The organism is Antarctobacter jejuensis (assembly GCF_052266595.1).
GTDB classification, from domain to species: domain Bacteria; phylum Pseudomonadota; class Alphaproteobacteria; order Rhodobacterales; family Rhodobacteraceae; genus Antarctobacter; species Antarctobacter jejuensis.
The window spans coordinates 97,787-118,157 of the sequence record NZ_JBQQXJ010000006.1; the positions used below are offsets into that span (position 1 = coordinate 97,787).

A 20,371-nucleotide genomic window follows, 5' to 3' on the forward strand; every position below is an offset into this window, starting at 1 on the left:
CGGGCGAGGGGGCGCTGCCCCCATGCGCCTTTGGCGCGTTTGCCCCGAGATATTTCAAGCCCAATGAAGGACGGGGTTCGGGGCTGTGTCATGCGGCCTCCCTCTGCCCGATGCGCAGGCGGAAGTTGATGAAGACGTCCATCGCCAGCAGGAAGAACAGAAGCATGCCCTGAAACAGCTGGATCGCGGCACCGGGCACGCCCAGCATCAGCTGCGCCAGTTCGCCGCCGATGTAGGTCAGCGCCATCAGGAGGCCCGCCAGCAGGATGCCTACCGGGTGCAGGCGGCCCAAGAAGGCCACGATGATCGCGGTAAAGCCGTAGCCGGAGTTGAAGTCGATGCTGATCTGGCCTGCGGGGCCTGTCACCTCGAACAGGCCTGCGGTGCCCGCAAGAAGGCCCGAAAGGCCGAGGCAGATCAGGATGATGCGTGCCGGGTTCACGCCGGAAAAGCGGGCGGCGCGCGGCGCCTCGCCGGTCAGGCGGATATTGAAGCCGAGGATGTGACGGGTCAGCAGGACATAGGCCCCGATCACCGCGATCAGGGCGGCGACCACGCCCCAGTGCATGCCGGTGCCCGAGATGATCTCGGCATTGTGCACGGCCTCCCAGCTCTTGAAATTGCGCGAGCCGGGAAAGCCGTGGCCCTCGGGATTGCGCAAAAGGCCGGTGGAGACAGAGCCGAGGATGGTCTCTGCCACATAGACCAGCATCAGAGAGACGAGGATTTCGTTGGTGCCGAAGGTGGTCTTGAGCAGGGCCGGGATCATCGCCCAGGCCCAGCCGCCGAGCGCGCCCGCGACGATCATCAGGGGAAAGATCAGCGGGCTTTCCGATGGGTAGAAGGCTAGCCCCGCCGCCGCGCCGCAGATGGCGCCCATGATGTATTGCCCTTCCGCGCCGATGTTCCAGATCCCGGCGCGAAAGCCGATGCTGAGGCCGATGGCGATCAGGATCAGCGGCGCGGCCTTGACCAGCAATTGCGGCCGGGTGAAGCCCGCGAACTGGGCGTTGAAGATCGGATCCCAGAAGATCGTCCGGATCGCCTCGAAGGGGTTCGCCCCCAGAAAGGCAAAGAGGATGCCTCCCACCAGCATGGTCAGCAGTACGGCGAGAACCGGGGTGAGCGCGGTCCAGAGCCGCGATGGCTGCGGCCGTTTTTCGAGCCGGATCATGGCTGGGCTCCTTGCGCGGCGGTCAGGCGGCGGGGCGGGCGGGCGTCACGGGTCCACATGCGCCACCTCCATGTCATGCGCGCCGCCCATCATCAGGCCGATCTGTTCGATGTCCAGTTCTGCCACGGGCCGCGAAAGGGACAGCCGACCCTCATTCAGCGCGGCGAAGCGGTCGGAGACCTCCATCAGCTCATCCAGATCCTGACTGATGACGACGACCGCGCTGCCCTTGGCAGCGAGGTCCAGCACCTGTTGGCGGATAAAGGCGGCGGCGGCGGCATCGACGCCCCAGGTGGGCTGATTGAGGATCAGCACCTTGGGGTCCTGCAGGATCTCGCGCCCCACGACGAATTTCTGGAGGTTGCCGCCGGAGAGGGCGCGCGCGGCGGTGCCCGGGCCGGGGGTACGCACGTCAAAAAGGCCGATGACGTCCTCGGCGAAGGTCCGCGCCTTGCCCCAGGAAATGAACCCCCGCGACAGCAGCCCCTCGCGGCGGGCGGCGGTCAACACGCCGTTTTCGATCAGGCTCATGTCCGGTGCCGCGGCGTGGCCCAGCCGTTCCTCCGGGCCGGACAGAACGCCAAGATCCCGGCGCGCCACGGGACCGGCGCGGCTGATGTCGTCCTTGCCCATCAGGATGCTGCCCGCCGGTGCGGACCGCTCTCCCGAGAGGGCGGCCAGCAATTCGTCCTGACCGTTGCCCGCGACGCCGCCGATGCCCAGCACCTCTCCGGCGCGCACCTCAAAGCTGATGCCCCGCAGCGGGGTGCCAAAGGCACCGGGCGCCGGCATCTTCAGATCCCGCACGGTCAGCAGGACCTCCCCCGGTTCGGTGCCGCGTGCGGTGGGGGTGGCGAAGCTTGCCCCGACCATCATTTCGGCCAATTGCCGGGCCGAGGTGTCGGCGGGGGTGCAGGTGGCCACCTTCTTGCCCAGCCGCAGGATCGTGGCAGTGTCGCAAAGGGCGCGGATCTCTTCGAGCTTGTGCGAGATATAGAGGATCGAGGTGCCTTCGGCCTTGAGCTTGCGCAGGGTCTCGAACAGGATCTCAACCTCCTGCGGCGTCAGCACGCTGGTGGGTTCATCCATGATCAGCAGGCGCGGGTTCTGCAGCAGGCAGCGGATGATCTCGACCCGCTGACGTTCGCCCGCTGACAGTGTGCCGACGGTGCGCGACGGGTCCAGCGGCAGGCCGTAGGTTTCCGATACCTCGCGGATCTGGCGGGCAAGGTCGGACATGGGTGGCGGCGTTTCCATCCCCAGCGCCACGTTTTCGGCCACGTTCAGTGCGTCGAACAGCGAGAAGTGCTGAAACACCATGGCCACGCCCGATTGCCGGGCCTCGGATGGTTCGGACGGGGCATAGGGTTTGCCGTCCATCTGCATGCTGCCCTTGTCCGGCGCATTCAGGCCAAAGATCATCTTGACCAGCGTCGATTTCCCGGCGCCGTTTTCGCCCAGCAGGGCGTGAATCTCACCCCGGCCGATGTCGAAAGAGACATCGTCGTTGGCGATCACGCCCGGGTAGATCTTGGTCAGGCCCCTGAGGCTGAGGAGTGTATCGGCCACGCCCTGTCGTTTCCTTTTTGCCAAGTGAGTATCTGGCAGGCCGTGCCGATGGCAATGGCCTGCGGGTGCTTGCCAAGGCCTTTTTGCCCGATAGGACAGCATATGAGGTTAATTTGGGCAGCAGAATGCCCCAAAGATTGCAAACGTTTGCGGAAGCGCGCCCATTTCGTGTCCGAACCGATGAGCCCGCAAAAGGCAAAGCCATGCGACAGGGCCGCGTGGCAGATTGCGAGGTCGATTTCGTGACTATAGGTCAGGATCAGATGCGCGGCATCGGGCGGGGCAAGGGCCATCGCGCGTTCCGGTTGTGGCGCGGGCAACAGGCGAACATTCTCCGGTGGCGCCTGCGGAAAACGCTCTGGCCCGGTGTCGATCCATGTCAAGTCAAGGTCCGGCAAGGGGGCAAGCGTCCGGATCAGTGCGCGCCCGACGTGGCCCGCGCCCCAGATCCACAGCGGCAGGGCAGGGCGCAGCACTGGCTCGACCATCCAGCCCTGCACAAGTTGCGGTGCGGGCATTTCGCCCCGCCCGCGGGCCTTGTCGATCAGGCGGCGCACGGCCAGCGGCATGTCACCGGGACCACGGGCGAACAGGCCTTCCTGCGGCGCGGGCAGGCTTTGGGCATCAAACTGCTCGGTCAGCAGGGTCACGGCCCCGCCGCAACACTGGCCCAGTTCCGGGCCCAGGGGATGCCGCGTCAGACCGCTGCGCGAGAAGGCGGCCTTTGCCGCCTCATATTCCAGCGCGCCACCGCCGATTGTGCCGCTCTGGCCAAGACCGTCGCTGTCCGGCCAGACCAGCATGGCGGCGCCCACCTCGCGCGGGGCAGAGCCAGCAACTTCTGCCACCACGACCCGCGCCACCCGGCCATGGGCATCCACGGCCCTGCGCAGGGCGTCGGCATCGAAACTCACCGCCGCACCCGTTCGATGGCGGCCAGCAGCCGTTCCGGCGTGGCAGGCGCGTCCAGCGCCGGATAGCCCGGCCCGCAGGCGCTGACCGCATCGGACAGGGCCATCAGCGCCGAAATGCCCAGCATGAAAGGCGGCTCGCCCACCGCCTTGGAGCGATAGACCGTCTCCTCGCGATTCTCGCCATCCCAAAGCGCGACGTTGAACACCTCCGGCGCATCTGAAACTGCGGGGATCTTGTAGGTCGAGGGGGCATGGGTGCGCAGGCGGCCCTTGTCGTCCCAGACCAGCTCCTCTGTCGTCAGCCATCCCGCGCCCTGCACGAACCCGCCTTCGACCTGGCCGATGTCCAGAGCGGGGTTCAGCGAGGCCCCCGCGTCATGCAGGATATCGGTGCGCAGCATCCGGTTTTCGCCGGTCAGGGTGTCCAGAACGACCTCTGTGCAGGCAACGCCATGCGCGAAATAATAGAATGGGCGGCCGGTGCCCTTGATCCGGTCCCACGACAGCTTGGGCGTCTTGTAGAACCCGGTGGCCGAAAGGCTGACCCGGCCCGCGTAACAAAAGGCGGCTGCCTCGGCAAAAGTCATATCCGCGGCACCCGCCGACACGCGCTCATCGGCAAAGCGCACCTGATCCGGACGGCATTGGTGCAACTGCGCCAGATGCTCGGCCATGCGGCTGCGCAGGGTTTCGCAGGCGATGCGGACCGCCGCGCCATTCAGGTCAGACCCGGAAGAGGCGGCGGTGGCAGAGGTGTTGGGCACCTTGGCGGTGTCGGTGGCGGTGATGCGGACCGTCTCGATGGGCACACCAAAGGCGCGGGCCGCCACCTGCGCCACCTTCTGGAACAGGCCCTGTCCCATCTCGGTGCCACCGTGGTTCATGGAAATCGAGCCGTCCTGATAGACATGCACCAGCGCTCCGGCCTGGTTCAGATGTGACAGCGTGAAGGAAATGCCGAATTTCACCGGCGTCAGTGCCATCCCCTTCTTCAGGATCGGATGGACGGTATTCCACTCCGCTACCGCCGCCCGCCGCGCCGCGTAATCGCAGGAGGCGGCCAGCGCCCCGGTCATCTCGTGCAGGATGAAATCCTCGACCGTCTGACCATAGGGCGTGACGTTCCTGGGCTTCTTCTCTTTCGAAATACCGCCGGGGGGGGGTGCCGCAGGCAAGTGGGGGGCAGCGCCCCCCTCCACCACATCCGGGGAGGCGGGATCGTAAAAATTGGCGCGCCGCACCTCCAGCGGGTCGCGGCCCAGCACATGCGCCACGTGATCCATCACGCGCTCGATCCCCAGCACCCCCTGCGGGCCGCCGAAGCCGCGATAGGCGGTGGCGCTTTGCATGTTGGTGCGCAGACGGTGAGATTCGATCCGAACCACGGGCAGATAATAGGCATTGTCGGCGTGCAGCATGGCGCGGTCCGCCACCGGCAGGGACAGGTCCTGCGCCCAGCCGCAGCGGGTGTAGTGGCGGAAATCGATGGCCTCGATCACGCCGTCGGCGTCCACGCCGACGCGATAATCGATGCGGAAATCGTGGCGCTTGCCGGTGATGGTCATGTCGTCGTCGCGGTCATAACGCATCTTGGCGGGCCGCCCGGTGGCATGGGCCACCACGGCGCAGGCGATGGCCAGCGCGTTGCCCTGGCTTTCCTTGCCGCCGAACCCGCCGCCCATGCGCCGGGTTTCGACGCGAACGTTGTGCATCTGCAGGTTCAGCGCCTCGGCAACCTTGTGCTGGATCTCGGTCGGGTGCTGGGTGGAGGACATGACCAGCATGTCGCCATCCTCTTGCGGCAGCACCAGCGCGGCCTGTCCTTCGAGGTAGAAATGCTCCTGCCCGCCCATTTCGATACGGCCTTCGATCACATGGGCGGCGCTGTCCATGGCCGCCGCCAGATCGCCGCGCGACCAGATGCGCGGGCCTTCCTCGAACCGGCTGTCGGCCTCCAGCGCCTGTTCGATGGTCAGGATCGGGGCGATTTCCTCGGTCTCGACCCGCGCCCGCGTCACGGCGCGGCGGGCGGCAAGGTGGCTGTCGGCGGCAACCAGAAAGATCGGTTGGCCAAGGTAATGCAGGCTGCCGTCCGAGAGCATGGGTTCGTCATGGTTCGACGGGGAGCAGTCACAGGCGGAGGGCAGATCGGCATGGGTCCAGACGCCGACAACCCCGGGGGCCGCGCGCACGGCATCAAGATCCAGCGCGGTCAGCCTGCCCGCGGCGATGGGCGACAGGCCAAAGGCAAGGTGCAGGCAGTCGGAGGGTGTCGGGATGTCATCGACATAGCGGGCCTTGCCGGTCACATGCAGAGCGGCGGCGTCATGGGGCAGGGGCTTGGCGACGCTCATGCGCGGACCTCCAGCACGTCGGTGCGCAGGCCCTGATCCTCGGCCCAGGCGCGGCGCATCATGTTGCGGGCGGCGGTCAGTCGGTAGTCGGCGCTGGCGCGCATGTCGGTCATGGGGGTGAAATCCTGCGCCCATGTGTCGTGCAGGGCGTCCAGTGTCGCCTCTGTCCAGGGTTGGTTGATGAGGGCTTGTTCCACATGGGTGGCGCGTTTCGGAATGCCCGCCATGCCGCCAAATGCGATGCGGGCCGTGGTGACCGTGCCATCCGCGACGGTCAGGCAGAAAGCCCCGCAGACCGCCGAGATGTCCTGATCGAAGCGTTTCGACAGCTTATAGACCCGTAGGCAATCCGGCTGTTTGGGGATCGAGACGGCCTCGACAAATTCGCCCGGGGCGCGGTCCTGTTTGCCGTAGTCCAGAAAGAAATCCTCCAGCGGCAGGCTGCGGCGGGTATCGTCCTGACGCAGGTGCAGCGTGGCGTTCAGGGCAATGAGCGCAGGCGGGTTGTCCCCGATGGGGGAGCCATTGGCAATATTGCCACCGATAGTGGCGGCGTTGCGGACCTGCGTCGAGCCGTAGCGGCGGATCATCTCGGCATAGGCCGGGTGCCGGTCCTGCATCAGGGAATGCACACGGTCCATGGTGACACCTGCGCCGATGCGGAGGTCGGTTTCCGTCTCCTCGATCTGATGCAGGTCCTTGCAGCGATTCAGGAAGATGACCCGAGGCAGGTCGCGCAGTTGTTTCGTCACCCAGAGTCCCACGTCCGTGGCCCCGGCGACCAGAGTGGCGTCCGGATTCGAGGCGTAGAGCGCCGCGAGGTCATCCGAGGTTTCAGGGGCATGAACAGCGCCGGGCGGGCAGCCTGCCGCTTCCGAGGGAATTTTATGCCCAAGCAGCGCTTTGTCGGTGTCGATCCATCCCGGTCGCGGTGCGGCCTCGGCGGCGTGGGCGGCGCGCAGGATGGGCGCGTAGCCGGTGCAGCGGCACAGGTTGCCCGCCAATGCGTCCTTGTGGTTGGTGTCGCCCTTGGCATGGGCCACGGCCATCGAGACAGCAAAGCCGGGGGTGCAGAAACCGCACTGGCTGCCGTGAAAATCGATCAGGGCCTGTTGCACGGGATGCATCTGCCCGTCTTCGCTAAGTCCCTCGACGGTGCGCACCGCCTTGCCGTGCAGTTGCGGCAGAAAGAGGATGCAGGCGTTCAGGGCACGCGGGCCGTTTTCATCGCTGACCATGACGGTGCAGGCGCCGCAGTCGCCTTCGTTGCAGCCCTCCTTGGTGCCCTTGAGGCCGCGGCTGTCGCGCAGCCAGTCCAGCAACGTCCCGGTGGGGGCGACGTCGGTCAGCGACACGCTCTCTCCGTTGAGAAGAAAGGTGATGTTCATTGGGTAATGACCTGCCGCCTTACCGAATTGCCCGGCGTTTTCCGCCGGGTGCGCGCCCTCGATGCGGCGTAGAAAGCGCGCCAATCCCTGTTGTCGACCGTCAGGCTAGGCGCGGGAGGCGCGGCAAGGCAAGGGAAAACCGCCTCATTCTTGACCGACCCCGCCCGATCCGGCGCGAAAACGGGCGGGGTTGAGGGCTACAGGCTCTGCGCGAGGGCGACCATTTGGTCGGCGGCGGTGTTCCAGCCAGCGGTAAAGCCCATCTCTTCATGCTTGTCTCGGGTGGCGGTGTCATTGTGCAGGGCCGTGGCGGTATAGAAGGTGCCGCCGTCGCGGGCCTCGAAGGTGACGATGGCGGTCATGAAGGTCTGCGCGGCGGGGCGCCAGCCGCCGGTCAGCGCGTCGGTGAAGACAAGGCGCTTTTGCGGTTCGACCGCTAGAAAGCAGCCCTCGTTCGGCATGTCGGCCTGCGTGCCGTTGGGCAGGGGGCCCGTCATCCGGGTATAGAAGCGTCCGCCGGGGCGCAGGTCGATCTCGGCCTCTGTCACCTGCCAGGGTTTCGGGCAGAACCACTGGATCAGCAGCTCCGGCTCTGTCCAGCAGCGCCAGAGCGTGGCGGGGGCGGCATCGATCTGACGTTCAAGGCGCAGATCGCGGGCGGGGTCTATATCGAACATGGGTCAGTCCTTTTGCTGGGGAGCGTTCTGTTCAAGCGCGGTGGCAAAAGCCTGCAACCGGTCGGTCCGCGCCTCCCAGATCTGCCGCTGCCGGGCGAGCCAATCCTCGGCCGTGGCCAGTGGTGCTGCCTCTATGTGCACGATCCGGCTGCGGCCCTGTTTTTCAGAGCGCACGAGGCCTGCTGCCTCCAGCTTGTTCAGGTGCTTGAGGAAGGAGGGCAGCGCCATGTCATGCGGGGCGTGCAGGTCAGAGACCGGAGCGGGACCGGCGATCAATCGTTCGATCACCGCGCGGCGGGTCGGATCGGCGAGCGCGCCGAAGAAGGAATCAAGTTGGTTAGCCATATGGCTATCTAAATGGACGCTATTTCACGCGTCAACAAAAACTTAGCCGCTTGGCTAGGTTTCCGGCTTGTCGCGGGCGAGGGTTTCGCGCAGGGCAGCGACCTCATCGGCCACCGGGTCGGAGTGGCTGGCCGCGCGTTCCGACCATGCAGAGAAACGTTCCAGCAGGGGCAGGAAGGTTTCGACCTCTTCGGGTGTCCAGTCCTTGAGGAAGGAGCCCAGCACGAGGAACTTGTAGCTGCGCACCGCCTCGACGGCGCGGATGCCCGCCTCGGTCAGTTGCAGAACCGCGCGGCGGGCGTCCTTTTGGCTGACCGCGCGGCGCAGGTAGCCGCGTTTGATCAATGAGGAGGTCAGGCGGCTGGCGCGCGACGGGTCGATGGCAAGACGTGCCGCGACGGTCGAAACCATGGTTTCCTCACCGCCTGCCTTGCCGAACTCCCGGCTGGGGGCCCAGACCGCCATCAGCACGTCCAATTCCGCAAGGTCGAACGGCAGGTCCAGATCGGTCAGCGCGTGCAGGCCCAGCTCGCGCTTGGTGAACCGGCGCCGCCAGAGCTGCAGGATCGCGTCGATGTCCAGCGCGGCCTCTGTCACGTGGCGGGCAATCCCGGCGCGACCCATCTGCTGTTTCAGTTTTTCGTCGCGTGCGCTCATGCAGGTTCCGTTGTGCAAAATTGTATGCGTCGCGCAATTGCATGACGTTGACATGTAATTGCCCTTGGCACATATCTAGTGGCAGACCAAGAGTGTTGCAATTGCCTTGCCTGCCCCGCCGTCGCGGGTGTGGGCAGAATACGTCATGTCCGAGGTTTTCTTTATGTCCATTGCCGAAGCTGCCGTTCCCCAATCTGACAGCCGTGATCCGGCGGCCCTGCGTCTTGCGCTGGGGGCCATTGCGGCGACGCTGTTGTTTGCCTCATTGGGGCAGACCATCGTGACCACGGCCATGCCGATCATGGTTGCGGATCTGGGCGGGATGGAGCGTATGACATGGATCATCACCGCCTATCTCTTGGCCTCGACCATCGGCGCGCCGCTGGCGGGCAAGCTGTCGGATTTGTACGGGCGCAAGATCGTCCTGCAGGGCGGCATCCTTATCTTTGTGGTGGGCGCGGTGATCTGCGGCACGGCCGGGTCGATGGAAATGCTGATCGCCGGACGCACGGTGCAGGGGCTGGGCGGCGGCGGGCTGATCGTGACCTGCATGACTGCTGTGGGCGACCTGCTGCCGCCGAGAGAACGGGGCAAGGCGCAGGGCATGATGGGCGCAGCCTTTGGCGTGTCGACGGTGATCGGCCCGCTGTTGGGCGGGGCCATCGTGCAGAGCATCGGCTGGCACTGGATCTTTTTCGTCAACCTTCCCGTGGGCGTGGCGGCCTTTGTCGTGTTGAACCGGGCGCTGCCGACCCCGGTGGAGCGTTCGCGCAAGCCGGTGGATTACCTGGGCGCGGTGCTGTTGGCGGCGCTTTTGGGATCTATCGTTCTGTTGCCGAACGCGGGCAGCGCCTATGGCTGGGGCAGCGCAGAGGCGGCGGGGCTGATCGTTTTTGTCGCGCTGGCGCTGGCGGGCTTTGTCCAGACCGAGCGCCGCGCAAAGGAACCGATCCTGCCGCTGTCCCTGTTCCGCAACAACACCTTCCTTGTGGTGAATGCGGTGGGCTTTCTGGTGGGTATGGGGATGTTCGGCACGATCACGTTTCTGCCGCTGCTCCTGCAGATGGTGAAAGAGGTGTCGCCAACGACCTCTGGCCTGTTCCTTGTGCCGATGATGGGCGGGCTGATCCTGTCCTCGCAGATGGCGGGCAAGATCATGTCCGACAGCGGGCGGTACAAGCTGATGCCGACGCTGTCGACCGGGCTGCTGGCGGTCGCGCTGCTGGCGATGTCGAGCCTGAACGTGGACAGCCCCCTGTGGTTCATCGGGGCGGTCATGGTGATGGTGGGTGTCGGCCTTGGCCCGGTCTTTGCCGTGGGTGTGGCGGCGATCCAGAACGCGGTGCCGCGCAGCATGATGGGGGTCGGCACGGCGTCGACCAACATGTTCCGCCTGATTGGCGGGTCGGTGGGCACGGCGGTTTTTGGCGCGATGTTCAGCGCCGGGCTGATGCGCAACCTTGCCGGGCAGGTGCCCGGCGATTTCTCTGCCGGGATCGGCGCATTGGGGGCGGATATGGTGCGCGCCATGCCCGCAGAGACGCAGGCGCAGGTGCTCAGCGGGTTTTCGGATGCCTTGCACCCGATCTTCTGGGCAGCAGCGGCGGCGGCGCTGGTGGCCTGCCTTGCCTCCATGCTGTTGCGGGAGATGCCGTTGGGTGAGGCGTGATCCCGACACTCGGCGCTTTTCGTCGGGCGGGACACAAGATATCGTCGGGTCATGGCCGATCCGCGATTCATCCACCTCCGCCTTCATACTGAATATTCCCTGCTGGAAGGGGCCGTGCGGCTGAAAAAGCTGCCCGGCCTCATCGCCGACATGGGGATGCCCGCCGTTGCGGTGACAGACACCAACAACCTGTTTTCCGCGCTGGAATTTTCCGTCGGCGCAAGCGGGGCAGGGGTGCAGCCGATCATCGGCTGCCAGTTGGATCTGCGCTATGTCGACCCGCAACCGGGGGAGCGGGTGAAGCCGCCCGCGCCGGTGGTGCTGCTGGCGCAGAGCGAGACGGGGTATGAGCATCTGATGAAGCTCAATTCCTGCCTCTACATGCGCCGCGACAACGAGTTGCCGCATGTGACGCTGGAGGAACTGGCGACCCACTCCGAGGATCTGATCTGCCTGACCGGCGGGCCGGATGGCCCTGTGGGACGGTTGTTGCGCAACGGCAATCGCGCCCCCGCGCAGGCGCTGATGGACAAGTTGAAGGACATCTACGGCGACAGGCTATACGTCGAATTGCAGCGCCACCCGGGCGAGGACGGCGGCCTGCCCGAGGCCGAGCGCCTGTCAGAGCGCGGCTTTGTCGAGATGGCCTATGCCATGGACCTGCCGTTGGTCGCGACCAACGACGTCTATTTCCCCAAGGCCGAGATGTACGAGGCGCACGACGCGATGATCTGCATCGCCGAAGGCGCCTATGTCGACCAGCAGGAACCGCGCCGTCGCCTGACCGCGCAGCATTACCTGAAAAGCCCTCAGGAAATGGCGGTGCTCTTCGCCGATCTGCCCGAGGCGCTGGAAAACACGGTCGAAATCGCGCGCCGCTGCGCTTTCATGGCTTATCGGCGCGACCCGATCCTGCCGAAATTCGCCGACGATGAGGTCGCCGAATTGCGCCGCATCGCGAACGAAGGGCTGCAAAAGCGTCTGGCGGTGATCCCCCATGCGGTGACGCCCGAGCAATATCAGGAACGGCTGGATTTCGAGCTGGGCATCATCGAGGGGATGGGATTCCCCGGCTACTTTCTGATCGTTGCGGACTTCATCCAGTGGGCCAAGGACAACAACATCCCGGTCGGTCCCGGGCGGGGATCGGGTGCGGGCAGCCTTGTGGCCTATGCGCTGACCATCACGGACCTTGATCCGCTGCGCTATTCGCTGCTGTTCGAACGGTTCCTGAACCCCGAACGGGTGTCGATGCCCGACTTTGATATCGACTTTTGCATGGACCGCCGCGAAGAGGTGATCCGCTACGTGCAGGAAAAATACGGGCACGACCGGGTGGGCCAGATCATCACCTTTGGCGCCTTGTTGTCCAAGGCGGCGGTGCGCGACATGGGGCGCGTCCTGCAGATGCCCTATGGGCAGGTGGACCGCCTGTCCAAGATGATCCCGGTCGAGGGCGTCAAGCCGGTCAGCATCGAACAGGCCCTGCGGGATGAACCCCGATTGGCCGAAGAGGCGCGCAACGAAGAGGTCGTGGACCGCCTGCTGAAATACGGCATGCAGGTCGAGGGGCTGCTGCGATCGGCGGGCACGCACGCCGCCGGTGTGGTCATCGCCGACCGGCCCACGGATGAATTGGTGCCGCTGTACCGCGATCCGCGTTCGGACATGCCCGCGACCCAGTTCAACATGAAATGGGTCGAACAGGCCGGGCTGGTGAAGTTCGACTTCCTCGGCCTGAAGACGCTGACCGTGATCCAGAACGCCATGGACCTGATTTTCAAGTCCGGCCGCCCCCTGCACGTCGCCGCCGATGGGACGCAATTGTACGAACCGGCGGAGGGGGCGGAGAACCAGATCAACGCCATCCCGCTGGACGATGAGATCACCTACAAGCTTTATGCCGCTGCGAAAACGGTCGCCGTGTTCCAGGTGGAAAGCTCGGGCATGATGGATGCGCTAAAGCGCATGAAGCCGACCTGTATCGAGGACATTGTGGCGCTTGTGGCGCTTTACCGTCCGGGCCCGATGGAAAACATCCCGGTCTATTGCGAGGTCAAGAACGGCCTTCGCGAGATCACCTCTGTCCACCCGCTGATCGACCATATCCTTGAGGAAACCCAAGGCATCATCGTCTATCAGGAACAGGTGATGCAGATCGCGCAGGTCATGGCGAATTACACGCTGGGCGGCGCGGACCTTTTGCGCCGCGCGATGGGTAAGAAGATCAAGGAGGCGATGGACGCCGAACGCCCGAAATTCGAAAAGGGTGCGGCGGAAAACGGGGTCGAGAAGAAGAAGGCGACCGAGGTTTTCGACCTGCTGGAGAAATTCGCCAACTACGGCTTCAACAAGTCGCACGCGGCGGCCTATGCGGTGGTCAGTTATCAGACCGCCTGGCTGAAGGCGAACCATGCTGTCGAGTTCATGGCGGGTGTCATGAACTGCGATATCCATCTGACAGACAAGCTGGCGGTCTACTTCGAAGAGGTCCGCAAGGGGCTGAAACTGCCCTGGGTGCCGCCCTGCGTGAACCGCTCTCAGGCGAGTTTTGACGTGGTGAACGGCGAGTTGGTCTATGCGCTGGGCGCGCTCAAGAACGTCGGCATGGAGGTCATGCGGCTGGTCGTGCAGGGGCGTCAGGACGGCGATGCGGGCGAAAGGCCCTTCGTCAACATCTTTGATTTTGCCCGCCGCGTGGACCTGAAGAAGATCGGCAAGCGCCCGTTGGAGATGATGGCGCGCGCCGGGTGCTTTGACGTGCTGGATTCGAACCGTCGCCGGATTTTCGATTCGCTGGACGCCTTGGTTGCCTATTCGGCGGCGATCCATGAACAGAAGGGCAGCGCGCAGGTGTCGCTGTTTGGCGAGGCGGGCGAAGACCTGCCGGAGCCGCGTCTGTCACCCGTGTCTGACTGGTTGCCAGCTGAGCGGCTGGCGGAGGAATTCAAGGCGGTCGGGTTCTACTTGTCCGGCCATCCGTTGGACGATTACATGCCCGCGCTGAAACGGGCCGGTGCGATGACGCTGGAAGAAGTCACGCACAAGGCCGAAAATGCGCCCTTGGTGGCCAAGATTGCGGGTGTCGTGGCCGGGCGGCAGGAGCGGAAATCGGCGCGCGGAAACCGCTTTGCCTTTGCCCAGCTTTCCGATCCCACCGGGGCCTTCGAGGTGACGCTGTTCTCCGAAGCGCTGGAGAAATCGCGCGAATATCTCGAAAGCGGTTCCAAGGTGATCATCACGGTCGAGGCGACCATGGAATCCGATCAGCTGAAACTGCTGGGCCGGTCGGTGGCGCCGGTCGAGGCGGCGGTGGCGGGTGTCGGGTCCAGCGGGTTGCGCATCTTTGTCGAGACGGCGGGGGCGCTGCCACAGATCGCATCGGTTCTTGGCCGGGCGGCAGAACAGATGCCCAAGGCCGCGCGCGGCCCGATCCAGCTCTTGTTGTCCGATCCGGGTTTGCCGGGGGAGGTCGAGCTGGACGCTGGCGGCAGTTTCCCGGTCACACCGGAAATCAAGGGCGCGGTCAAATCGTTGGACGGTGTCCTTGCGGTAGATGAATTCTGAGCGGCAAGTCTTTGCGGACGGCAGTCTTTTGACGCATGGGGCGGTGGACGTGGAGGTCCCTGTCGCGCTAGAGACATGCGGTATGTCCTGGGGGAGAGCGTCATGCGGATGGCTTTGAAATCGGGGGGACTGGCGCTGTGCCTTGGTCTGTTTCTGGCAGGCTGCGGCGGTGATCCCCTGTCCGAGGTTCCGCGATACAGCGATGTGCCGCTGGCCGAGGGGGCGGGGCAGGCGGATGCGCTGACGCCCGAGACACCGCGCACCCCGGCCACGGATGACCGGCCCCGTCGCGGGCTGTTGGGCATTCTAGGCGCACGCGCCGACAGGGTGACGGGCGGCGATGGTGCCGAGACGGCCTCTGCCTCACGATTCCGTCGCGGCGGGGGGGAGCCCAAACCGGGTGCGCCGGATTACCGCGAGGTGCCGTTGGGCACGCAGTTGCCATATGGCGAGATCGCGCGGGTTTGCAGTTTCTCGAAACGCGATCTGGGGACGCAGGTCGAAGGCTATCCGGAACGTCGCAGCCAGTATGTCCTGTATGACGCACAGCCGGGGGCGACCTCCGCCCACAGTTTTTACCTGACCGGGTTCAAGGACGGTTGCGCGCGGACCTTTTCGGCGGCGCTGGTGATTTTTGGCTCTCCGGAAAGTTACGAACAGATCCACTACGGACCTTCGGGAGAGACCCAGCCGCTGTCGGAGACCGACAAGGCCTATGAGACGGTCAAGCGGCGGGTCTGCGGTGCGCGACAGGGCAGGCCCTGTGGGTCGAAGATGAATCAACTGGCGCGCGACACCGTTTTTGTCAGCGTCTACGAACGGTTCGGCAGCAATCCACGGTGGAAGAATATCCTGCTGCATGACGGCGAAGTGGCCGCCGTCGATCTCAAGGACTGAATGGGACGGAGGCGCCGCTCCTGCGGACCCTGCGGGCCGCAGATCGCCCCGCCCGCCGTCCCACCGAGTATCGGGTCAACCAGCCATATTTTTTGTTGTCGAGTGGCGGGGTGAACCCCGCCCTACGCGGTTGGGCTGGGCGTTGTGCCCGGACTGGTGAGGGTGTGGGCGGTGACCTTTCCTGTCGGAAAGGCACCCTTGCCCACTGGTCTCCCACGCCGGGACGTGGGCGACCTCAATAATGCGGGGGTCTTTCGTCGCCGAGGACGATGCCGCCGGAGCCTTCGGCCTCGCGGGCGGCTTCGCGTTGCAGCAGCATCTCGACCCGGGCCGTCAGGCGGGTGATCTCACGGTCCTGCCGTGCGACCATCTCCGAGAGATCGTCGATGGCCCGCAAGGCGTGGGCGAGGCGTTCTTCGAGAAGGGCGGTTCTGTCACTCATGCGTCGCGACTCCGGGCTGATGTGGCTTGTGCGTATTTTCAAAGAGAAGAAGCTGCAAGGCGGTCTGCTTGCCCCGCGTGGGGCAAAGGGATAGAGGGAGCGCGACATATCCGACAACCGGGGAAGACCCATGGCAAAACAGAAAAAAGCCCCGCGGCCCAAGGCGCAGACGCCCAAGGGATTCCGCGATTATTTCGGCTCTGACGTGACCGAACGGGCGGAGATGCTGAACGCGATTGCCGGGGTATACCATCGTTACGGGTTTGACGCGCTGGAAAGTTCCGCTGTGGAAACGGTCGAGGCGCTGGGCAAGTTCCTGCCCGATGTGGATCGCCCGAACGCCGGGGTCTTTGCCTGGGAAGACGATGACGATGGTTGGGTTGCCCTGCGCTATGATCTGACCGCGCCCTTGGCCCGGGTCTATGCCCAGCACCGCAACGATCTGCCCTTGCCCTATCGGCGCTATGCCATGGGGCCGGTTTGGCGAAATGAAAAACCGGGGCCGGGGCGGTATCGGCAGTTCTACCAGTGTGATGCGGACACTGTGGGCGCGGGTTCGGTGGCGGCGGATGCCGAGATCTGCGCGATGTTGTCGGATTGCCTTGAGACGGTGGGTATTCCACGCGGCGATTATCTGGTCCGGGTCAACAACCGGAAAGTCCTGAACGGGGTGCTTGAGTGCATGGGCCTTGACGACGACGGCCAGCGCGATGCGGTGCTGCGGACCATCGACAAGTTCGACAAGGTCGGTGAGGCCGGTGTGCGCGAGTTGTTGGGCAAGGGGCGGCTGGACGCCTCTGGCGCATTCATCGACGGGGTTGGATTGAGCGAGGCGCAGGCGGAGCCGGTGGTGGCGTTCCTGACCTCGGGGCGGCTGGATGCGGCAGAAACGCTGGCCAATCTGCGCGCCGCTATCGGCGAGTCCGCCGTGGGTGCGGAGGGTGTCGATGAACTTGAACAGATCGCGGCACTGCTGGAGGCACAGGGCTATGGCCCGGATCGGATCGTGATTGACCCCTCCGTCGTGCGTGGCCTTGGCTATTACACCGGGCCGGTGTTCGAGGCGGAACTGACTTTCGAGATCCTCGACGAGAAGGGCCGCAAGCGGCAGTTCGGTTCGGTCGCGGGGGGCGGACGGTATGACGATCTGGTGAAGCGCTTTACCGGGCAGCCGGTGCCGGCCACAGGTGTATCCATTGGGGTCGACCGGTTGCTGGCGGCGCTGCGCGAGAAGGGCCGGATCGGCGGCACGGTGCAGGGGCCGGTGGTTGTGACCGTGATGGACCGTGACCGCATGGCCGATTATCAGTCCATGGTGGCGGATCTGCGCAACGCGGGCATTCGCGCCGAGGTTTACCTTGGCAATCCCAAGAACTTTGGCAACCAGTTGAAATACGCGGACAAGCGTGAAAGCCCGGTGGCCGTGATTGAAGGCGGGGATGAAAAGGAGCGCGGTGTCGTCCAGATCAAGGACCTGATCCTTGGCGCCAAGCTGGCCGAGGAGGCCACGCTGGAGGAATGGAAAGAACGCCCGAGCCAGTACGAGGTGCCGCGCGGCGAATTGGTGTCCAAGGTGCAAGAGATCCTGGACCTGCACAAATGAGCCTGAGCCAGATCAAGTCGAAGGCCGCTGCGCTCAAGCAGGGGTTCGTGGAGGCGGGCGCGCAGCCGGTGGAATGCGCGGTGCTGTTGCCCGCCGAGACGTTGCTGGACCTTTATGGCGAGGATATTCGCACGCGGGCCTATGTCACCCATGATCCCGTAAAGGGCGAGGTCATGCTGCGCCCGGACTTTACGGTGCCGGTGGTTCAGATGCACATGGACGAGGGTGCGGACCCGGCCCGTTATACCTATGCCGGAGAGGTTTTCCGGCGGCAGGAAGAACACCCGGAACGCGCGTCCGAATACCATCAGGTCGGCTATGAGATATTTGACCGTGACGATCCGGCGGGTGCCGATGCCGAGGTCTTTGCCCGCTTTGCGGAGGTGCTGTCGCCCTATGGGTTACGCCCGGTCATTGGCGATATCGGCATCCTGATCGCCGCTGTTCAGGGACTGGAGATTTCCGAGGCGCGGCGCGGGGCCCTGATGCGGCACATCTGGCGGCCGCGTCGGTTCCGGGCTTTGCTGGATCGGTATTCCGGGCGGTCGCTGACGCCGCCGTCGCGGGTGGCGCTCTTGACCTCGATGGATCCGATGTCGGCGGCGGGACCGGTGATCGGGTTGCGTGACGCGGATGAGATCGCGGCACGGGTGGCGGCGCTGAAGGCGGATGCGGCGGAGGGGCCGCTGGCGGGCGGTCAGGTGGAACTGCTGGAAGAGCTGTTGAAGGTGTCAGAGACCTGCCTGAACGCGCTGGAGCATCTGCGCGACATCGCCGTGGATCTGCCTGCCGTGGGCGAAGCGGTCGAGCGTTTCGCGGCCCGATGCGAGGCGCTGACGGCACGGGGCGTCGACGTCTCTGGCCTGCAGTTCGATGCGAATTTCGGGCGGACCTCCATGGAGTATTACGACGGTTTCGTCTTTGGCTTTGCGGCGCAGGGGCGGGCGGACTGGCCGCTGGTGGCCTCGGGCGGGCGCTATGACGCGCTGACCCGGCAGTTGGGGGCAGGGCGCGAAATCCCGGCGGTGGGCGGTGTGATCCGGCCCGGCCTGCTGGTCGATCTGGAGGCGGACGTATGAGCGTGAAGCTTGGGGTGCCGTCAAAGGGACGGCTGATGGAAAAGACCTTTGACTGGTTCGGGGGCTATGGCATCGGTCTGGCGCGCAGCGGATCAGAGCGTGAATATTCCGGTGAGGTGACCGGCATCGAAGGTGTCGAACTGGTGCTGTTGAGCGCGGGGGAGATCCCGCGCGAACTGGCCGCGGGGCGCATTCATCTTGGCGTGACCGGCACCGATCTGGTGCAGGAAAAGCTGGTGCAATGGGATCAGAAGGTGGCGCCGCTGGCCGAGATGGGGTTCGGTCATGCGGATCTGATCGTGGCGGTGCCGGCCTGCTGGGTGGACGTGGATACGCTGGATGATCTGGATGCGGCGGCGGCGGCCTTTCGGGCGCGCCATGGCTTCCGGATGCGGATCGCCACCAAATATCACCGGCTGGTGCGGGGCTATCTGCATAACGGGGGGGTGGCGGACTATCAGTTGGTGGACAGCCAAGGTGCGACCGAAGGGACGGTGAAGAACCTGACCGCCGAGGCGATTGCGGATATCACCTCGACCGGTGAAACGCTGCGGGCGAACCATCTCAAGGTGCTGTCCGAAGAGCCGGTGCTGCGGTCGCAGGCGACCCTGTTCAAATCACGCATAGCGCCGTTGGACGAGGCGAAGCGTGAGACGCTGCGGACGCTGGAGGATCGGCTGGGGCTTTAGGCGCTGCGGCCTGAAGCGGCGTTCAGATAGGGCGCCAGCAGGTCGCGGACCGGCACCCGCGCGCGCAACCGCGTGGCCAACAGAACCAGTCCCGCAAGTTTGCGCTGAAGAAACAGCGCGTCGATTGGCGGGATCTCAGCATAGCCTTGGTCAAGGCCGAGGCGCTGACCTTCGGCGCGAAGCTGTTCCAGCAGGGTGGTGTCACCAAAGTCGAAGGGCTGCGCGCTGTTGAGCGCGGGGTGGATCATCGCAACCATGCGCAAGAGCGTGTCGACCTGATCGGCGGGTGTGTCCGGGCGGATGAACCCAGTGGTCAGTAGTGCGGCCCGGATGTCTTCGGCATGTCCGTTTGCGGCCGCCCGTAGCAGGCAGCGAAAGCCAGCGACGCTGGTTTGGTCAAACGCGCGGGCCGCGCCGAAGTCCAGCAGGACCAGCGTTTCGCCATCCGGGGCCAGCCTGTAGTTGGCGAAATTCGGATCGGTCTGGACGCGGTGCCAGTCAAAGACCTCGCGCAGGAAGAGGGTGAACAGCCGGGTCAGGGCGCTGTCGCGGGCCGCTTGCGGGTTGGATTCCAGCACCTCGATTGGGCGGCTGTCCATGAAATCCATCGCAAGCACGGTGTCGGTGGACAGATCTCGATGCGGGCGCGGCAGGGCGAACCCGGGGCTGTCCCGCAGCAGCCCGGCAAAGCGGTCCAGTTCCGCCGCCTCGCGCCGGTAATCCGCCTCTTCGTGCAACTGTTTGCGGGCTTCTTCCAGCAGGGGGGCAATGTCGATTCCGCGCGGGATCAGGCCGGAATAGCGCAAGAGCGTGCCGAGGTTGGCCACATCCGCGTCGATGGCCCCCCGGATGCCGGGATACTGGATCTTGAGCGCCAGCGCGCGGCCATCAGCGGCCACAACGCGGTGAACCTGCCCGATGGAGGCCGCCGCGACGGGCCGCGTATCGAAGCGTTTGAAGCGGCGCTGGAACCCCGCGCCATAGGCCTCTGTCAACACCTGTTTCAGCTGCTTGGGCGGCATGAAAAGGGCGTCCTGGCGCAACTGCGACAGGATCGCCGCCAGTTCCGGCGGCATAAGGTCAGAGGATTCCATCGAGAGGAGTTGCCCCAGCTTCATCGCCGCGCCACGCATCCGGGCCAGTTCGGTGGTCAAACGCCGGGCGTTGGCGGGGGTCAGCAGCAGGTCGCGCGGCGCGGGTCGCCGTCCGCGGGCAATGTCTCGCGTGGCGCCTATGGCCAGATTTCCAAGGATGGAGGTGGTCAATCCACCCATGCGCGCGGCACGCGCAATGCGCGATGTCGGAACGGCGACGCCGGGTCTGTCGGAACGCTTGCTCATGTTCCGC

General features: G+C 65.1%; 16 protein-coding genes. 6 read left to right on the forward strand and 10 right to left on the reverse strand.

Annotation, left to right across the window (positions count from 1 at the left end):
- Window positions 1-88: 88 nt before the first annotated feature.
- From ACTXGA_RS10330 to ACTXGA_RS10365, 8 genes are all read right to left on the reverse strand, one after another.
- Window positions 89-1,174, reverse strand: a complete 1,086-nt coding sequence (locus ACTXGA_RS10330; protein WP_443393320.1) for an ABC transporter permease — start codon at window positions 1,172-1,174, stop codon at window positions 89-91.
- A 45-nt stretch (window positions 1,175-1,219) separates the two neighbouring features.
- Window positions 1,220-2,743: an ABC transporter ATP-binding protein gene (locus tag ACTXGA_RS10335; protein ID WP_443393322.1), complete on the reverse strand. Its 1,524-nt coding sequence runs from the start codon at window positions 2,741-2,743 to the stop codon at window positions 1,220-1,222.
- Window positions 2,710-3,657, reverse strand: coding sequence for a xanthine dehydrogenase accessory protein XdhC (gene xdhC, locus ACTXGA_RS10340; RefSeq protein ID WP_443393324.1), 948 nt, complete (start codon window positions 3,655-3,657; stop codon window positions 2,710-2,712). Before xdhC ends, ACTXGA_RS10335 begins: the two co-directional genes overlap by 34 nt.
- Entirely contained in the window at window positions 3,654-6,011 is a 2,358-nt protein-coding gene (gene xdhB / locus ACTXGA_RS10345; protein WP_443393326.1) for a xanthine dehydrogenase molybdopterin binding subunit, read from the reverse strand. Before xdhB ends, xdhC begins: the two co-directional genes overlap by 4 nt.
- Entirely contained in the window at window positions 6,008-7,399 is a 1,392-nt protein-coding gene (gene xdhA / locus ACTXGA_RS10350) for a xanthine dehydrogenase small subunit (RefSeq protein ID WP_443393328.1), read from the reverse strand. The genes xdhB and xdhA overlap by 4 nt, the downstream gene beginning before the upstream one ends.
- A gap of 197 nt (window positions 7,400-7,596) precedes the next feature.
- Complete coding sequence (locus tag ACTXGA_RS10355) at window positions 7,597-8,076, reverse strand: SRPBCC family protein (RefSeq protein ID WP_443393330.1); 480 nt, start codon at window positions 8,074-8,076, stop codon at window positions 7,597-7,599.
- A 3-nt stretch (window positions 8,077-8,079) separates the two neighbouring features.
- The gene (locus ACTXGA_RS10360) at window positions 8,080-8,421 is read right to left on the reverse strand and encodes an ArsR/SmtB family transcription factor (protein WP_443393332.1); all 342 of its coding nucleotides are present in this window, start codon (window positions 8,419-8,421) and stop codon (window positions 8,080-8,082) included.
- Window positions 8,422-8,475: 54 nt separating this feature from the next.
- A complete protein-coding gene (locus tag ACTXGA_RS10365) occupies window positions 8,476-9,078 on the reverse strand; it encodes a MarR family winged helix-turn-helix transcriptional regulator (RefSeq protein ID WP_443393334.1) in 603 nt (200 codons plus the stop codon).
- 145 nt (window positions 9,079-9,223) lie between these two features.
- Here ACTXGA_RS10365 and ACTXGA_RS10370 point away from each other — a divergent pair, with 145 nt between their 5' ends.
- The 3 genes from ACTXGA_RS10370 to ACTXGA_RS10380 all read left to right on the forward strand — a co-directional run bounded on the left by ACTXGA_RS10370 (window position 9,224) and on the right by ACTXGA_RS10380 (window position 15,211).
- Complete coding sequence (locus ACTXGA_RS10370) at window positions 9,224-10,747, forward strand: MDR family MFS transporter (protein ID WP_443393336.1); 1,524 nt, start codon at window positions 9,224-9,226, stop codon at window positions 10,745-10,747.
- 51 nt (window positions 10,748-10,798) lie between these two features.
- Window positions 10,799-14,314 carry a DNA polymerase III subunit alpha gene (dnaE, locus tag ACTXGA_RS10375; protein WP_443393338.1) on the forward strand — a complete coding sequence of 1,172 codons (3,516 nt, stop codon included), beginning with the start codon at window positions 10,799-10,801 and terminating at the stop codon, window positions 14,312-14,314.
- 102 nt (window positions 14,315-14,416) lie between these two features.
- Window positions 14,417-15,211 (forward strand): hypothetical protein, encoded by a 795-nt coding sequence (locus ACTXGA_RS10380; protein ID WP_443393340.1) that lies wholly within the window; start codon window positions 14,417-14,419, stop codon window positions 15,209-15,211.
- Window positions 15,212-15,446: 235 nt separating this feature from the next.
- On the opposite strand, the gene ACTXGA_RS10385 is transcribed toward ACTXGA_RS10380, so the two are convergent.
- On the reverse strand, window positions 15,447-15,653 hold the full coding sequence (locus ACTXGA_RS10385; RefSeq protein ID WP_443393342.1) for a SlyX family protein: 207 nt from the start codon (window positions 15,651-15,653) through the stop codon (window positions 15,447-15,449).
- 130 nt (window positions 15,654-15,783) lie between these two features.
- On the opposite strand from ACTXGA_RS10385, the gene hisS reads away from it, so the two are divergent.
- From hisS to hisG, 3 genes are read left to right on the forward strand one after another with little or no spacing between them, the layout of a single operon-like run.
- Window positions 15,784-17,256, forward strand: a complete 1,473-nt coding sequence (gene hisS, locus ACTXGA_RS10390) for a histidine--tRNA ligase (RefSeq protein WP_443393343.1) — start codon at window positions 15,784-15,786, stop codon at window positions 17,254-17,256.
- A complete protein-coding gene (locus tag ACTXGA_RS10395; RefSeq protein WP_443393344.1) occupies window positions 17,253-18,335 on the forward strand; it encodes an ATP phosphoribosyltransferase regulatory subunit in 1,083 nt (360 codons plus the stop codon). Before hisS ends, ACTXGA_RS10395 begins: the two co-directional genes overlap by 4 nt.
- Complete coding sequence (gene hisG, locus ACTXGA_RS10400) at window positions 18,332-19,024, forward strand: ATP phosphoribosyltransferase (RefSeq protein ID WP_443393345.1); 693 nt, start codon at window positions 18,332-18,334, stop codon at window positions 19,022-19,024. Before ACTXGA_RS10395 ends, hisG begins: the two co-directional genes overlap by 4 nt.
- Here the strand turns inward: hisG and ACTXGA_RS10405 are convergent.
- On the reverse strand, window positions 19,021-20,364 hold the full coding sequence (locus ACTXGA_RS10405; RefSeq protein WP_443393347.1) for an ABC1 kinase family protein: 1,344 nt from the start codon (window positions 20,362-20,364) through the stop codon (window positions 19,021-19,023). The genes hisG and ACTXGA_RS10405 overlap by 4 nt on opposite strands.
- Window positions 20,365-20,371 lie beyond the last annotated feature (7 nt).